This is a genomic window from Caulobacter sp. AP07, from assembly GCF_000281955.1.
Taxonomy (GTDB): Bacteria; Pseudomonadota; Alphaproteobacteria; order Caulobacterales; family Caulobacteraceae; genus Caulobacter.
Genome location: NZ_AKKF01000067.1, coordinates 1 through 15,051 on the forward strand (window position 1 = coordinate 1; position 15,051 = coordinate 15,051).

General features: G+C 69.9%; 9 protein-coding genes and 1 pseudogene. 6 read left to right on the forward strand and 4 right to left on the reverse strand.

Annotated elements, in window-relative coordinates:
* The 4 genes from PMI01_RS04875 to PMI01_RS04890 form a co-directional block, all read right to left on the reverse strand.
* A partial coding sequence (locus tag PMI01_RS04875) for an efflux transporter outer membrane subunit (protein WP_007663957.1) occupies nucleotides 1-1,310 on the reverse strand: 1,310 nt, incomplete at its 3' end.
* Entirely contained in the window at nucleotides 1,297-2,487 is a 1,191-nt protein-coding gene (locus PMI01_RS04880; protein ID WP_007663959.1) for an efflux RND transporter periplasmic adaptor subunit, read from the reverse strand. The genes PMI01_RS04875 and PMI01_RS04880, both read right to left, overlap by 14 nt.
* Nucleotides 2,480-5,668, reverse strand: a complete 3,189-nt coding sequence (locus tag PMI01_RS04885) for an efflux RND transporter permease subunit (protein WP_007663961.1) — start codon at nucleotides 5,666-5,668, stop codon at nucleotides 2,480-2,482. Before PMI01_RS04885 ends, PMI01_RS04880 begins: the two co-directional genes overlap by 8 nt.
* Nucleotides 5,669-5,780: 112 nt before the next feature.
* The gene (locus tag PMI01_RS04890) at nucleotides 5,781-7,067 is read right to left on the reverse strand and encodes an MFS transporter (RefSeq protein ID WP_007663963.1); all 1,287 of its coding nucleotides are present in this window, start codon (nucleotides 7,065-7,067) and stop codon (nucleotides 5,781-5,783) included.
* A gap of 245 nt (nucleotides 7,068-7,312) precedes the next feature.
* Here PMI01_RS04890 and PMI01_RS04895 point away from each other — a divergent pair, with 245 nt between their 5' ends.
* The 6 genes and pseudogenes from PMI01_RS04895 to PMI01_RS04920 all read left to right on the forward strand — a co-directional run.
* Entirely contained in the window at nucleotides 7,313-7,900 is a 588-nt protein-coding gene (locus tag PMI01_RS04895) for an RNA polymerase sigma factor (protein WP_007663964.1), read from the forward strand.
* On the forward strand, nucleotides 7,830-8,825 hold the full coding sequence (locus PMI01_RS04900; RefSeq protein WP_051989901.1) for a FecR family protein: 996 nt from the start codon (nucleotides 7,830-7,832) through the stop codon (nucleotides 8,823-8,825). The genes PMI01_RS04895 and PMI01_RS04900 overlap by 71 nt, the downstream gene beginning before the upstream one ends.
* A 91-nt stretch (nucleotides 8,826-8,916) precedes the next feature.
* Nucleotides 8,917-11,733, forward strand: coding sequence for a TonB-dependent receptor plug domain-containing protein (locus PMI01_RS04905; protein ID WP_007663972.1), 2,817 nt, complete (start codon nucleotides 8,917-8,919; stop codon nucleotides 11,731-11,733).
* Between the two features lie 29 nt (nucleotides 11,734-11,762).
* On the forward strand, nucleotides 11,763-13,865 hold the full coding sequence (locus PMI01_RS04910) for an acylase (protein WP_007663974.1): 2,103 nt from the start codon (nucleotides 11,763-11,765) through the stop codon (nucleotides 13,863-13,865).
* Nucleotides 13,866-13,894: 29 nt separating this feature from the next.
* Nucleotides 13,895-14,377 (forward strand): hypothetical protein, encoded by a 483-nt coding sequence (locus PMI01_RS04915; protein WP_007663976.1) that lies wholly within the window; start codon nucleotides 13,895-13,897, stop codon nucleotides 14,375-14,377.
* Between the two features lie 473 nt (nucleotides 14,378-14,850).
* Nucleotides 14,851-15,051 (forward strand): annotated as a pseudogene (locus tag PMI01_RS04920) (hypothetical protein); the annotation flags it as partial.

Sequence of the window (15,051 nt, forward strand, 5' to 3'; positions counted from 1 at the left end):
CGGCGGGCGTCCAGTTCGGCGGTCTGGGCCGTCACCACTTCCAGATAGCTGGCCGCGCCCTCGCGATAGCGGGTCGTGGCCAGGGCGTTGGTCTGGACGGCGGCGTCCACGGCCTGCGTCTGCCGCGCCTCGGCCGCGGCCAGGCGGTTGGCCAGGGCCATCTGGTCCTCGACCTCGCGGAAGGCGTCCAGCACGGTCTGGCGATAGAGCGCCGCCTGTTCCTCGAACGCCGCCCGGCTGCCGGCGACGTCGGCGCGGCGCGCCCCGCCATCGAACAGCGGCAGGCTGACGGCCACCGGTCCCAGCGCCCATTGATGGTTCGAGGCCGACAGCAGGTCGCCGCCCGTCGACTGGAACCCGCCGGTCGCCGCCAGGGTCAGGCTCGGATAGGCGGCGGCCCGGGCCACGCCGATGCGGGCGTTGGCCGCCGCGACGCGGCGCTCGGCGGCGGCGATGTCGGGCCGGCGCTGCAACAGGCCGGACGGGGCGCTGACCAGCACGCGCGGCGGCTCGACCACGTCGTCGGCGGCGGCGATCGTGAAGCTGGACGCCGACTCGCCCAGCAGGGCGGCGATGGCGTGCTCCAGCAGCGCCCGGTCGGCCAGCGCCTGCTCGTACTGCGCCTGGGTGGCGGCCAGCTGGGTCCGGGCCCGGCCGACGTCGACCGCGCTGGACGCCCCGCCTCGGAACCGCTTGTCGGTCAGGGTCAGGGCCTTCTGATAGGCGTCGGCGGTCTGGGTCAGGACCGAGATCTGGGCGTCGAGCCCGCGCAACTGGAAATAGGTATCGGCCAGCTGGGCCTGCAGGCTGAGGCGGACCGAGGCCAGGTCGGCGGCGCTGGCCTGGGCCTCGGCGCGACCAGCCGCCACCAGGTTGCGCACCCGGCCCCAGAGGTCGAGCTCGTAAAGCGCCGTGGCGTTGAGGACATTGTTGTCCCGCCGGCCGTTGGCGGCGTTGCGGTCGCGCTCGGCGCTGGCGTTGGCGGTCACCGACGGCCAGCGGTCGGCGCCGACCCGGCGCGCCAGGGCCGTCGCCTGGTCGTAGCGCGCCAGCGCCACGGCCAGCGCGGGGCTGCCGGTTTCCAGGCGCTGTTCCAGGGCGTCCAGCGCCGGGTCGCCGAAGATCCGCCACCAGGAGCCACGCGCCTCGGCGTCGGCCGGCGCGGCCGGGGTCCAGGGGCCGGTCTCGCGATAGGCCGGGGCCGCCGCGACCGAAACCGGCGGCGCATAGGCCGGGGCCAGGCTGCAGCCTCCGAGCGCCAGCAGGGCGACGGCCGCCAGGCTGCGGACGGGCTGGCTACGAGCGGGCATTGGCCGCCCCCTTGGCCACGTTCTGGGGCCGCACCGCGCGGACGACGTCGCCGTTGGTGATGGAGTCCGGCGGGCTGTTGACCACCCACTCGGTGACCCCGACGCCGCCGGCCAGCTCCAGGTCGGCTCCGAAGTCGCGGACGATCCGCACGGGCCGGATGCTGACGCGGTTGTCGGCCCCGACCACCGCCACCGACGTGCCCTCCTTGCGGAACAGCAGCGCGCTGGACGGCACCCGCAGCGGGCTGGCGTCCGCCGCCGGGCCTTGCAGGTTCAGGGTCACCTGGGCGTAGGCGCCGGGCTTGAGGCGGCCGGCGCTGTTGTCGAACACCAGCTGGACCAGCATGGCCCCCGACTGGGCGTCGACGGCGTCGGCCGAGCGGACGAGCTGAGCCTCGAACACCTGGTCCGGCTGGTCGGGCACGGTGAAGTGGGCGGTCAGCCCGGGCCGGATGCCGGCGGCCAGGCTTTGCGGCACGCTGACATAGAGCCGCAGCTTGCGGGTGTCGGCCACAGTGAACAGCGGCGTGGCCCGGCCGTCGCCGGCCGCGATCAGGGCCCCCACGTCGGTGTCGCGGCTGGTCACGACGCCATCGAACGGCGCGACGATCCGCCGGAAGCCGGTCAGCGCCCGCAGGCGCTGGACGTTGGCCCGGGCCTCGTTGCGCATCGCTTCGCGGGCGGCGAAGTCGCCGCGCTTCTCGTCGGCCTCCTGCTGCGAGACCGCGTTCTCGCTGACCAGGCGGTCCCAGCGGGTGGCGGTGACGGACGCCAGGTCGCGCTGGGCCTGGGCCGTGGCCAGGGCGGCGTTGGCGGCGACCAGCTGCTGGTCCACTTCCGGGGCGTCGACCTCGGCCAGGACCTGGCCGGCCTTCACCGGGGTTCCGATGTCGGCGTACCAGTTGCGCAGGTAGCCGCTGGTCCGGGCGTAGACCGGGGCCTGGGCCCAGGCCTGGAGGCGGCCCGGCAGGACCAGCGTCCCGGCGTCGCCGCGCGATGGCTGGGTGACGCTGACCGACTGCACCGCGCTGTCGCGGGTCGTCGCGCCCAGCTCCTGGCGGGCCATCAGCCGGGTGGCCGCGCCCACGCCGAGGACGATCACCAGGGCGGCGCCGATGAAGAGGGCGGCGCGACGCAGCCGCCTGGGATCGGTTTGGGGAAGGATGGTGTCAGGCATGGACGAGACCTTCGGAGGACGCGGCCCGGGGGGACGCGCGGCGGCCGTGAACGAGGGCGAAGACGCAGGGAACGAAGAGAAGCGAGGCGCAGGTGGCGAAGATCAGCCCGCCGACCACCGCCCGGCCGAGCGGCGCGTTCTGCTCGCCGCCCTCCCCCAGGCCCAGGGCCATGGGGGCCATGCCGATGACCATCGCCAGGGCGGTCATCAGCACCGGCCGGAAGCGGGTGACCCCGGCCTCGAAGGCGGCTTGCAGGGCGTCGCCGTGCTCGGCCAGGCGTTCGCGGGCGAAGCTGACCACCAGGATCGAGTTGGCCGTGGCCACGCCCATGCACATGATCGCGCCGGTCAGGGCGGGCACCGACAGCGGCGTGCCGCTGGCGAACAGCATCCAGGCGATGCCGGCCAGCGCCGCCGGCAGGGCCGAGATGATCACGAACGGGTCCGACCAGGACTGGAAGTTGATGACGATCAGCAGGTAGATCATCACCACCGCGCCCAGCAGGCCCCAGCCCATGCCCGAGAACGCGGTGTTCATGGTCTGGTACTGGCCGCGCAGGGTCACCTTGACGGTGGCGGGCTTGTCCTTCTCCAGGGTCTTGAGGACCCTCTGGATGTCGGTCGCCACCCCGCCCAGGTCGCGGCCTTGCGTGGCGGCGAAGACGTTGATCATCGGCTGGATGTTGTATTGCGAGATGACGGCCGGGGTCGAACCGCGGCTGAGCGCGCCCAGGCCGCCCAGCACCTGCGGGTCCTGCCCCGGGGCGCGCGCGCCGCTGACCGGGATCGCGGCCAGCTTCTGCAGGCTGTCGATCATGTATTCCGGGGTCTGGGCGACGACGGGGTAGGACACGCCGTTGGCGGGGTTGAGCCAGAAGACCGGCGAGGCCTGTCCGCTGCCGGCCACGGCCCCGGCCAGGCTGGCGGTGACGTCGCGCTCGTCCAGGCCCAGGGCGTTGATCCGCGTGCGATCGACATCGAAGCGCAGTTCGGGCGCGCCGGCCGGCTGCTGGATCCGGGCGTCCGCCACCCCGTCGACGCCGCGGATCGCCCGCAGGATCTTCTGGGCGTAGGCCTGGTTGGCGGCCAGGTTGTTGCCGGTCACCTGGATGTCGATCGGGGCCGGCGCGCCGAAGTTCAGGATCTGGCTGGTGACGTCGGCGGGCAGGAACGAGAAGGTGGCGTTCGGGAACAGCCGGGGCATTTCCCGGCGCAGCATGGCGATGTGCTCGGCCGTGGGGCGGTGGCCCTTCTTCAGGCTGATCAGGATGTCGCCGTCCTGCGGGCCGATCGTGCCCGAGGCGTTGTAGGTGACGTTGATGCCGCTGCTGCTGAGGCCGATGTTGTCGACGACGGTCTCGATCTCGGAGGCCGGGATGATCGCGCGGACCTGGTGCTGGATCCGGTCGAACAGCGCCGCCGACTCCTCGATCCGCGAGCCGACCGGCGCCCGGACGTGCATGGCGATCGCCCCGGAATCCACCGCCGGAAAGAAGTTGCGGCCCAGGAACGGCACGAGGGCGAGGCTGAGGATCGCGAAGGCCAGGAAGCCGGCGACGAAGACCCGGCCCGATCCCAGGGCGAAACCCAGGACGCCCGAATAGCCGTCGCGGAAGGCGCTGAAGCGCCGCTCGAAGCCCTGCTGGAAGCGCCCGAGCGGACCTCGCGGCGGCGCATGCTCATCGTGCCCTTCCTGCGTATGCGGCCGCAGCAGGTACATGGCCATGGTCGGCACCAGCGTCCGCGACAGCAGGAACGAGGCGATCATCGCGAAGACCACCGACAGGGCCATCGGCACGAACAGGAACCCCGAGACGCCCGGCAGGAAGAACATCGGAACGAAGACGATGCAGATGCAGAGCAGGCTGACGAAGGCCGGCGTGACGATCTGGGCGGCGCCGTCGAGGATCGCCGTGCGCACGTCCTTGCCCTGCTCCAGGTGCCAGTTGATGTTCTCGATGGTCACCGTGGCGTCGTCGACCAGGATGCCCACCGCCAGGGCCAGGCCGCCCAGGGTCATGACGTTGAGGGTCTGGCCGAAAGCGGCCAGGGCGGCGATGGCGGCCAGGACGGCCAGCGGGATCGAGATGGCGATGATCACCGTCGAGCGCCAGGAGCCCAGGAACAGCAGGATCATCAGCGAAGTCAGGATCGCCGCCAGCGCCCCCTCGTGCACCACGCCGTCGATGGCGGCCTTGACGAAGGCCGACTGGTCGTTGAGCGGCGTGATGCTCAGTTCCTTGGGCAGGTTGAGCTTCAGCTCCGGCAGGGCCGCCTTGACGCCGTCGACGATGGCGATGGTCGAGGTGGAGCCGGACTTCAGCACCGTCATCAGCACCGAACGCTGGCCGTCGACGTGGACCACGTTCTGTTGCGGCGCCGAGCCGTCGCGCACGTGGGCGACGTCGCTCATGCGCACGGTCGAGCCGTTGATCGTGCGGATCGGCAGGTTGTTGAGCTCCTCGACCGAGCCCGGGGCGTTGTTGAGCTTCAGGCTGTACTGGAACTCGCCGATCTTCACGAAGCCGGCCGGGGTGATCTGGGTCTGGGCGGCGATCGCGGCCCCGACGTCGGTGGCCGACAGGCCCTTGGACAGCAGCGCCTGGGGGTCGATGTCGACCTGGATCTGGCGCGTGCGGCCGCCGAACGGGAACGGCACGGCCGCCCCGGGCACGGTGACCAGGCGGGTGCGGATGAAGTTGACGCCGTAGTCGAACAGCTGCTGCTCGTTGAGGCCTTCCCCCGACAGCGCCAGCTGGACGATCGGCACCGTCGAGGCGTTGTAGTTGAGGATCAGCGGCGGCGTCGTGCCGGGCGGCATCTGGCGCAGCAGGGTCTGGGAGACGGCGGTGATCTGGGCGTTGGCCAGGCGCACGTCGGCGCCGGGCTGGAAGTAGACCTTGACCACGCCGATGCCCGGCAGGGAATTGGCCTCGATGTGCTCGATGTCGTTGACCGTCGTGGTCAGGGCGCGCTGGTAGGGCGTCAGCACCCGCCCCGACATCTCCGACGCCGACAGGCCGTTATAGGTCCAGGCCACCGCCACGACCGGCACCCGGATGTTGGGGAAGATGTCCGTGGGGGTGCGCAGGACGGCCAGCACCCCGACGATGAGGACCATGATGGCCATCACCACGAAGGTATAGGGGCGTGAAAGCGCGATCCGCACGAGGGAGATCATGGCAGGTTCCGTCGTTGCGGAAGAAGGACGACCGCAGGCCTATCAGCGCCACGCGGTCGCCACGCTGACGCCAAACTGACAAGCCCGTCATCCAGCGCCCCCCACGGCCTGGTCAGGGCTCGAGAATGCGGCTTTCGCGCTTGGTCTCCGGCATCCGCAGATAGACGATCAGCGAGCAGGCGATCATCGCGGTGACGTACCAGTAGAAGCCGCGCTCCAGCCCCTGCCCCTTGAACCACAGGGCGACATATTCCGCCGTGCCGCCGAAGATCGTGTTGGCCAGGGCGTAGGGCAGAGCCACGCCCAGGGCGCGGATATGGGCCGGAAACAGCTCGGCCTTCACCACCGCGTTGATCGAGGTGTAGCCGGTGACGATGACCAGCGCGCCCAGCACCAGCAGGAAGGCGGCGAACGAGCTGGAGACGGTCTCCAGGCTTCGGAAGATGATCCAGGTGAAGGCCACGCCGGCGACGCCGAAGCCGATCATCAGCGGCTTGCGGCCGATGCGGTCAGAGAGCGCGCCGGCCACGGGTTGCAGCAGCATGTAGATGAACAGCGCCGCGGCCGTGATCTCGGTCGACGCCTCGCGGCTGAAGCCGGAGGTGTTGACCAGGAATTTCTGCATGTAGGTGGAATAGGCGTAGAAGGCCAGCGTGCCACCGGCGGTCAGGGCGATGACGGTGAGCGCCTCCTTGGGGTGGTCGCGGAACAGGATCCAGCCGCTGGACCTCGGGCCCGGCGTCGCCTGGGCGTTGGTGAAGCTCCTGGTCTCGCTCAGGCCGCGCCGGATGAAATAGACCGCCACCGCCAGCACGCCGCCGATGGCGAACGGGATGCGCCAGCCCCAGCTTTCCAGGTCGCGCACCGGCATGACGGCTTGCAGGACCAGCAGCACGCACAGGGCGATCAGCTGCCCCGAGATCAGGGTCACGTACTGGAAGCTGGAGAAGAACCCGCGGGTTTCGCGCCCGGCCATCTCGGACAGATAGGTGGCCGAGGCGCCGTACTCGCCGCCCACCGACAGGCCCTGCATCAGCCGGGCGATCACCAGGATGGTCGGGGCCAGTATGCCGATGCGGTCGTAGCCCGGCGTCACCGCGATCAGCAGCGAGCCCAGGCACATCAGGGTCACCGAGAAGGTCAGCCCCGCCTTGCGTCCCTTGCGGTCGGCGTAGATCCCCATGATCCACGCCCCGATCGGACGCATGACGAAACCGACGGCGAACACCGCCGCCGCGCTCAGCAGCTGGGCGGTCGAGTCGTCCGACGGAAAGAACACCGGCGCGAAATAGAGCGTGAACGCCGAATAGGCATACCAGTCGTACCACTCGACCAGATTGCCCGCCGATCCGCCAATGATCGACTTCAGACGCTGGCGTCGTTCCGATGATTTTTCCAAAGCGCGGCTTCCCCCTGACGGTCTTTGATGTTCCGATCGAAGGAGGATCAGCGGCCCATGGCGAACGTCCCACCCCGTCGCCCGTGTAGAACGGTCGAGACGCCGAACTCCGCTATCCTGCCATGACCTCCAGTTTTCCTGGGGTCCCAAGGCGCGGCTTGCGAAGGTACAAAACCTACCGATCGAGTAGGAATTGAAATGAGAAGGCGCGGACGGGGCGCCGTCTCTGCATGGGGGGCGACATCATGGACGACGTGACCGCGCGCTTGAACTGGTTCAAGGCCGTGATCCTGCCGCACGAGGCGGGGCTGCGCTCGCGCCTGCGCAGGGTTTGCCCCTCGGGCTTCGACGTCGACAACCTGGTCGCCGAAAGCCTGGCCCGGGCCTACACGGCCAAGGACATCGAGCGGATCACGGCCGGGCGCGGCTACCTGTTCATGATCGCCCGCAACCTGCTGATCGACGCCGCCCGCAAGGACACCATCGTCTCGCTCGACTTCGTGGCCGACCTGGACATGCTGCGGTCCGACGACTCCCTGGAGGCGTCCCTGACGGCGCGCGACGAACTGCGCCACCTGCAGGCGATCATCGAGACCCTGCCGCCCCAGTCCCGCCGCGTCTTCCTGCTGCGCCGGATTCACGAACTTTCTTTCCAGGAGATAGCGGCTCAGATGTCGCTATCCGTTTCGACAGTTGAGAAGCATCTTGCTAGGGCTGTGATGCTCGTGGCCAAGGCTATGTCCGAGCGCGAGGAAGACAGTTTTGACCGAACCACCCGCAGGTCTGGACAGCCGACAGGCGATCGACGACCAGGCGTCGGCGTTCGTCGCTAGGCTGCAAGGCGAGATCGACGAGACCGGGCGACAGGCCATCTACGCGTGGGTCGCCGCCGACCCGCGCCACGCCGTCGCCTTCGCGCGCATGGAAGCGGCCTGGGAAGCCGGGGCCCGCCTGCGGGCCTGCCCGCCCCCGATCGAAGACCAGGCCGCCAACCAGGACGCCCCCGCCCCGCCGCTGGTGTCGCGCCGCGCCCTGGTCGGCGGCTTCGTCGCCGCCACGGTGGTGGCCGGCGCGGCGACGGCGACCTGGCGCTACACCCGCGACGTCGAGCTGTATCGCACCCGCCTGGGCGAGCGCCGCGTCGTCACCCTGTCGGACGGCTCCCGCGTCCACCTCAACACCGCCTCGACCATCGAGGTGGCGATGGAGAAGCGGCGGCGGCGCATTCACCTGGTCAAGGGCGAGGCGCTGTTCGAGGTGGCCCACGACGCCACGCGCCCGTTCCTGGTCGACGCCGGCTCGGCGCGCCTGCGCGCCGTCGGCACCGCCTTCAACGTCCGCATCCGCGACACCCTGGTCGAACTGACGGTCACCGAGGGGGTCGTCGCCGTCGCCCAGGACGGCGGCCACGCGCTGGAACGCGCCGCGCCCCGCATCGCCGCCGGCGACGGCGCGGTCATCCGCTCCGGCGCGGTCGCCCCGACCGTCCTCAACCCCGACCTCCTGCGCCAGCGCACGGCCTGGCAGGACGGGGTGATCGAGCTGGACGGCGAAACGCTTCCCCAGGCGGTCGAGGAGTTCAACCGCTATCGCGACCATCCGATCATCGTCGGCGACCCCCGGCTGGCCAATCTGCGGGTCGGCGGCCGCTTCGAGGTCGACGAGGCCGACAAGTTCATCACCGCGCTGGAAGGCAGTTTTCCCGTCAGCGCCATCACCACCGCCGACGGCAGCATCCTGCTGGTGGTGCGGTCCTAGAATTTATTCTCGACACGGATGGCGGTTCTCGCCGCCCCGGCCCGTTTGACCTGATTGACACGGTTCAACCGCGCTTGGGGGCGTTCGAGACATGGCTGGCGGATCTGCATTCAACATCTGGTATCGTGGCGCGCTGCTGGCCACGGTCGCCGCCGCGGCGTTCCCCGCGACGGCGGCGGACAAGTCCACTGAATTCCACATCGCGGCCCAGCCGATGCAGGGGGCGTTGAACGCGCTTTCCGAACAATCCGGCGTGCGCCTGCTCTACCCGTACGACCAGGTCGCGGGCCTGAGGTCGCAGGCGGTGACCGGCCGCATGCCCACCCGCCAGGCGCTCGAGAAGATCATCGAGCGGTCGTCGCTGCGGATCGCGATCATGCAGGACGGCCTGATCGCCCTCACCGCCGCGCCCGCCCAGCAAGGCCTGATCAAGGCCAGCGCGCCGGGGGCCTTCGCGACCGCCGAGATCGCCCAGACCACTGCGGTGGCGGCGCCGGAAGACGTCACGCCCGAAGAGGTCGAAGAGGTGGTGGTGACCGGCGTGCGCGGCGTGGCCCGGACGGTGATCAAGAGCCCGACGCCGATCGACGTGCTCAGCGCCGCCGACCTGGAGCGCACGGGCAAGGCGGGCGCCTTCCAGGCCCTGCAGACCCTGGTCCCGTCGTTCAACCTGCCGGCCCGGGCCGGCGGCGGCACCGCGACGGTGATCGCCACCGGCGGCCTGCGCGGCCTCAATCCCGACCAGACCCTGGTGCTCGTCAACGGCAAGCGCCGCCACAAGACCTCGCTGATCAACTCGGTCTCGTCGCTCTACAACGGCTCGGTTCCCGCCGACCTCGACCTGATCCCGACCTCGTCGATCGGCCGCATCGAGGTGCTGCGCGACGGGGCCGCCGCCCAGTACGGTTCGGACGCCATCGCCGGGGTGATCAACATCATCCTCAAGGACACGCCCGGCGGCTCGATCAGCATCACCCACGGCCAGAACTTCGACCGCGACGACGGCCAGTTCACCCAGGTCGTCGGCAACTACGGCGTCAAGATCGGCGACCGGGGCTTCCTCAACCTGTCGTTCGCCACCAAGGACCAGGCGCTGTCCAACCGCGCCGTTCCGGTGGCCTCGTCCATCCAGATCTATCCGAAGATCAACGGCCAGCCCGACCCGCGCGAGGCCACGGTCAACCGCCTGGTCACCCGCAACTCCGGCGTCCTGCCGCAGAACGGCGTCAATCTCGGCTACAACGGCCACTACGAACTGGGGAGCGGCGTCGAACTCTATTCGTTCGGCACGGCCAGTCGGCGGACCTCGGACCTGCCCTTCACCTTCCGGGCGCCCAACAGCGTCAACGCCCTGCCCCAGGTCTATCCCGAAGGCTTCCGGCCCAACCTGGTGATCAAGGAAGACGACTTCGAGCTGGCGGTCGGCGCGCGGGGCGAGTTCCGCGGCTGGTCGTGGGACGTCTCGTCCACCTACGGCAAGGACCTGGCCAAGGAGCACGTGTCCGAGAGCATCAACGCCAGCCTGGGCCCAGCCAGCCCCACCGACTTCTACGTCGGCAAGCTGGTCTCGTCCGAGTGGGTCAATTCGCTGGACGTGACGCGCGGCTTCGCCCTGGCCAGCGGCGGCGACCTGCAGCTGTCGTTCGGGGCGCAGCATCGCCGCGAGACCTATCAGGTCGGCGCCGGCGAACCGCTCAGCTACGCGGCGGGAAACTACGTCATTCCGGCCGGCCAGCCGTTCGCGGGACAGCGCCCGGCGACCGGGGCCCAGGCCGCGCCGGGCTTCCAGCCCACCGACGCCAGCAAGTCCTCGCGCAACAACTACGCGGCCTATGGCGAGGTCGGCTACAGCCCGACCGAGAAGCTCTTCCTCGGCGCGGCGGTCCGCTACGAGGACTATGACGACGCCTCGGGCGACACCGTGGTCGGCAAGGTCAACGGCCGCTACGCGCTGACGCCCTGGCTGGCCGTTCGCGGCGCCGCCAGCACCGGCTTCCGCGCCCCGGGCCTGGCCCAGGAAAACTACGCCGCCAGCTCCAGCCAGTTCCGCCAGGTGGGCGGCACGCTCGACCTGCTGCAGATCAAGACCCTGCCGGTCGGTTCGCGCGAGGCGGTCGCCCTGGGCGCCAAGCCGCTGAAGCCGGAGGAGTCCAAGAACTACAGCCTGGGCGTCACCCTGGAGCCCCTGCCCCGCCTGAGCGTCACGGTCGACGCCTACCAGATCGACGTCGATGGCCGCATCGCCATCACCAGCACCCTGACGGGCGCGGCGGTCAGCAACATCCTGGTCGCCAACGGCCTGCCCGGTTCGCTCAGCGCCCAGTACTACACCAACGCCATCGACACCCGCACGCGGGGCGTCGACCTGGTGGCCGCCTACCGGCAGGACCTGGACGCCTACGGCACGCTGCGATTCACCCTCGGCTACAACCACAACAAGACGAAGATCACCGACATCATCGACAACCCGCCGGAACTGGCCGCCCTGGGCTCGGGCTACGCGCTGTTCGACCGCTTGAGCCAGGGCTACCTGACCAGGGCCTTCCCGAAGGACAAGGTCAGCCTTGGCGTCAACTGGTCGTGGGACAAGCTCAACGTCAACATGCGGCAGACGCGGTTCGGCAGCTACACGGTCCAGCAGAACCTGGTGGGCGGCAAGCCGACCAACGACCGTTCCTACGGCGCCAAGTGGATCACCGACCTCGAGGCCAGCTATCGCGTGACCAAGGCCATCAGCGTCGCGGTCGGAGCCAACAACCTGCTGAACATCTATCCGTCGCGCAGCGGCGCGGACAACGCGTCGAATACGGTCTTCAACGCCAATACCGGCACCGGCCAGTATCCCGGCATCTCGCCGTTCGGCTTCACGGGCGGCTCCTACTACGCCCGCCTGCAATGGGACTTCTGACCGCGCTCCAGGCCAAGGAACAACTGATCATGCGTAAACGGACATTCCTGGGCGCGTCCCTGGGCCTGGGGGTCGCCGGCCTGGCCGGCGGCTTCGCCGACGCCGCGCCCAAGAGCTTCGCGGGCCGGGGCGAGATTCTGTGGGACAGCTACGGCGTCCCGCACGTCTACGGCAAGGACGAGGCGGCGGTGTTCTACGGCTTCGGCTGGGCCCAGGCCCAGAACCACGCCAACATCGTCATCCGCCTGTATGGCGAGGCCCGGGGCCGGGCGGCGGAATACTGGGGCGAGAGCCAGGCCGACGCCGACCGCTGGATCCTGGCCAACGACGTGCCGCGCCGCGCCGCGTCCTGGTATCGGGCCGAGACGGCGCAGTTCCGCGCCAATCTCGACGCCTTCGCCGAAGGGATCAACGCCTACGCCAAGGCCCACCCGGACAAGATCGACCCGGCGGTGGCGGTCGTCCTGCCGGTCAGCGGCGTCGACGTGGTGGCCCATGCCCACCGGCTGATGAACTACATCTACATCGCGCCGCGCGAGCGGACGATGGGCGGGTCCAACCCCGCCGCCAACGCCGGCTCCAACGCCTGGGCGGTGGCGCCGTCGCGGTCGGCCAGCGGCAACACCCTGCTGCTGGCCAACCCGCACCTGCCCTGGCCCACCAGCTACTTCACCTATTTCGAGGCCGACCTGAACGGGCCGGGCTTCCAGATGTACGGCGCGACCCAGGTCGGCCTGCCGGTGCTGCGCTTCGCCTTCAACCAGCGGATGGGCTTCACCAACACCGTCAACACCCTGCTGGGCTCGACCAATTACGAGCTGAAGCTGGCCGACGGCGGCTACCTGTTCGACGGCAAGGTCCTGCCGTTCAAGACCCGCGAGGCCAGCTTCAGGATCAAGGCGGCCGACGGGACCCTGCGCACCGAGACCCTGACCGTCCGCTCGTCGGTCCACGGCCCGGTGTTCGACCGCCCCGACGGCAAGACCGTGGCCTTGCGGGTCGCCGGCCTCGACCGCCCCGGCGGCCTCTCGCAGTACTGGGACATGGGCAAGTCCCGCAGCTTCGCCGAGTTCGAAAAGGTGCTGAAGCGGCTGCAGGTGGCCAAGTTCAACATCATCTACGGCGACAAGGAAGGCCACATCCAGTTCCTGGACAACGGCATCCTGCCCAAGCACGAGCGGGGCGACCTGGCGTTCTGGAGCGGCTTCGTGCCGGGCGACACCTCGGCCACCCTGTGGACCGACATCCTGTCCTATGACGACCTGCCCAAGGTCACCGACCCGCCCACCGGCTTCGTCCAGAACGCCAACGACCCGCCCTGGGTGGCCACCTGGCCGCAGACCATCCGCTACGAGGACTACCCGCCCTATGTGGCGCCCAATGGCCCGATGTCGCTGCGGGCCCAGCAGTCGGTGCATCTGCTGGCCGACACCCCCAAGCTGTCGTTCGACGATTTCGTGGCCCACAAGCTGTCGACCCACACCCTGATGGCCGACCGCGTGCTGCCCGACCTGATCGCCGCCGCCGAAGGCGACCCCGATCCCGAGGTGAAAGCCGCCGTCGCCCTGCTCAAGGCCTGGGACCGGCGGACCGTGGCCGACAGCCGCGCCGCCCTGCTGTTCGAGACCTGGGCCGGCAAGTTCTCGCCCAACAACTTCACCAGCCTGGCCAACTACAAGGTCAAGTGGTCGCCCGCCGATCCGGTCTCGACCCCCAGCGGCATCGCCGATCCGGCCGCCGCCGTCGGCATGCTGAAGGCGGCCATCGTCGACGCCAAGGCCAAGTACGGCGCCATCGACCGCCCGTTCGGCGAGGTGTCGCGCTTCGCCATCGACGAGGTCGACCTCCCTGGCAACGGCGGCTTCGGCAATACCGGCATCTTCCGCACCATCACCTGGGGGCCGCTGAAGAACGGCCAGCGCACGCCCCAGCACGGCGAGACCTGGGTGTCGCTGGTCGAGTTCTCGACCCCGATCAAGGCGGTGGGGCTGATGAGCTACGGCAACGCCAGCCAGCCCGGCTCGCCGCACCGCGCCGACCAGCTCCAGCACCTGGCCGACAACACCTTCCGAACCCTGTGGACCACCCGGGCCGAGGTCGAACAGCACCTGGAAGCCCGCACGCCCCTCTGACCCCTGCCCCCGAGACGACAAGGACGACGATGACGATGAGAAAGACCCTGATGCTCGCCCTGGCGGCGGCGACCCTGGCGATCACCGCCGGCCAGGCCCAGGCGGCCAATCCGCACGACGGCGCCTGGAGCTCGGTGGAGGCCAAGTCCTACTGGAGCGACGGCAAGTTGCCCAAGGGCTTCAAGCTGACCATCAACCTGCTGTTTGGCGACAACAAGCTGGAATACCACTCGGTCAACACCACCCAGCCGGGCAAGGAATTCAAGACCGACTACCTGACCACCCTGGACGGCACGCCGACCGTGTTCGAGAACCAGGAGCGGTTCAACCAGGTCTCGGTCAAGCAACTGGGCCCCGACGAGTTCCAGATCCTGAAGATGAAGGACGGCGACGTCATCGTCGGCGAATTCTGGACATTCCGCCCGGACGGCAAGACCCTGGTCCGCCGCGGGGTCGGCAAGTCGCCTGAGGGCAAGTCGAAGGCCTATCAGGAGACCTTCGTCCGGCAATAGACGTCGCGGACCGCGCCCCACGACGGGCGCGGTCCAGCCGTGACCGGGCCGCCTCCCTGGCCCGCCTGAACCTGCCGACCGCCTGGCCGGGCGCCCAGGTCCTGGAAGACCAGAAGAGCATCGACATCCTGCCGTGACGCGCCCGGCGACCCGGTCTCGACCACCCAGACCGGCCCGTCGCCCCGGCCGGGAACGGCCGGCGCCTTCCCGCTGCCCGCCGCGATCAGCGCGCGCTTCGCCGCCCCCAACCAAGAGTCGCCCTCCGCGCCAGGCGCGGCCCCGCCTCAAGTGGGGCGCGTGACATTTCCATCGTGAAATGTCGGCGCAACGTCGGGCCCCAAGAACATCCCCGTGAACACCATGACCGTTCGCGCCACGGCCAAGCAGCCAGTTCGCTACCGTGGCGTTTGTTGTTTGAACGGGTCGCGCGTTCGCCGCCCTTCGCCATGCCCGCCGCTCGCTCGAGGCTCTTGATGACCGCACCGCCCCCGCACCAGCCCCGCACCGTCAGCCGCAAGGCCCAGATCATCGGCGGCGCGATCGCCCTGGCGGTGCTGGCGGGCGTCGTCTGGCTGGCCTGGACGCTGATGCACGCCGCGCCGAGCGGCGGCGCGGCCGGCGGTGGCGGCTTTGGCGGCGGACCGGGCGGCGGCGGCGGACGGCGCGGCCCCGCC

Bases quoted from the DNA above. Each gene is read 5' to 3' on its own strand.
- PMI01_RS04885 (WP_007663961.1), bottom strand. From the start codon at position 5,668: ATGATCTCCCTCGTGCGGATCGCGCTTTCACGCCCCTATACCTTCGTG.
- PMI01_RS04910 (WP_007663974.1), top strand. From the start codon at position 11,763: ATGCGTAAACGGACATTCCTGGGCGCGTCCCTGGGCCTGGGGGTCGCC.
- PMI01_RS04915 (WP_007663976.1), top strand. From the start codon at position 13,895: ATGACGATGAGAAAGACCCTGATGCTCGCCCTGGCGGCGGCGACCCTG.
- PMI01_RS04880 (WP_007663959.1), bottom strand. From the start codon at position 2,487: ATGCCTGACACCATCCTTCCCCAAACCGATCCCAGGCGGCTGCGTCGC.
- PMI01_RS04895 (WP_007663964.1), top strand. From the start codon at position 7,313: ATGGACGACGTGACCGCGCGCTTGAACTGGTTCAAGGCCGTGATCCTG.
- PMI01_RS04905 (WP_007663972.1), top strand. From the start codon at position 8,917: ATGGCTGGCGGATCTGCATTCAACATCTGGTATCGTGGCGCGCTGCTG.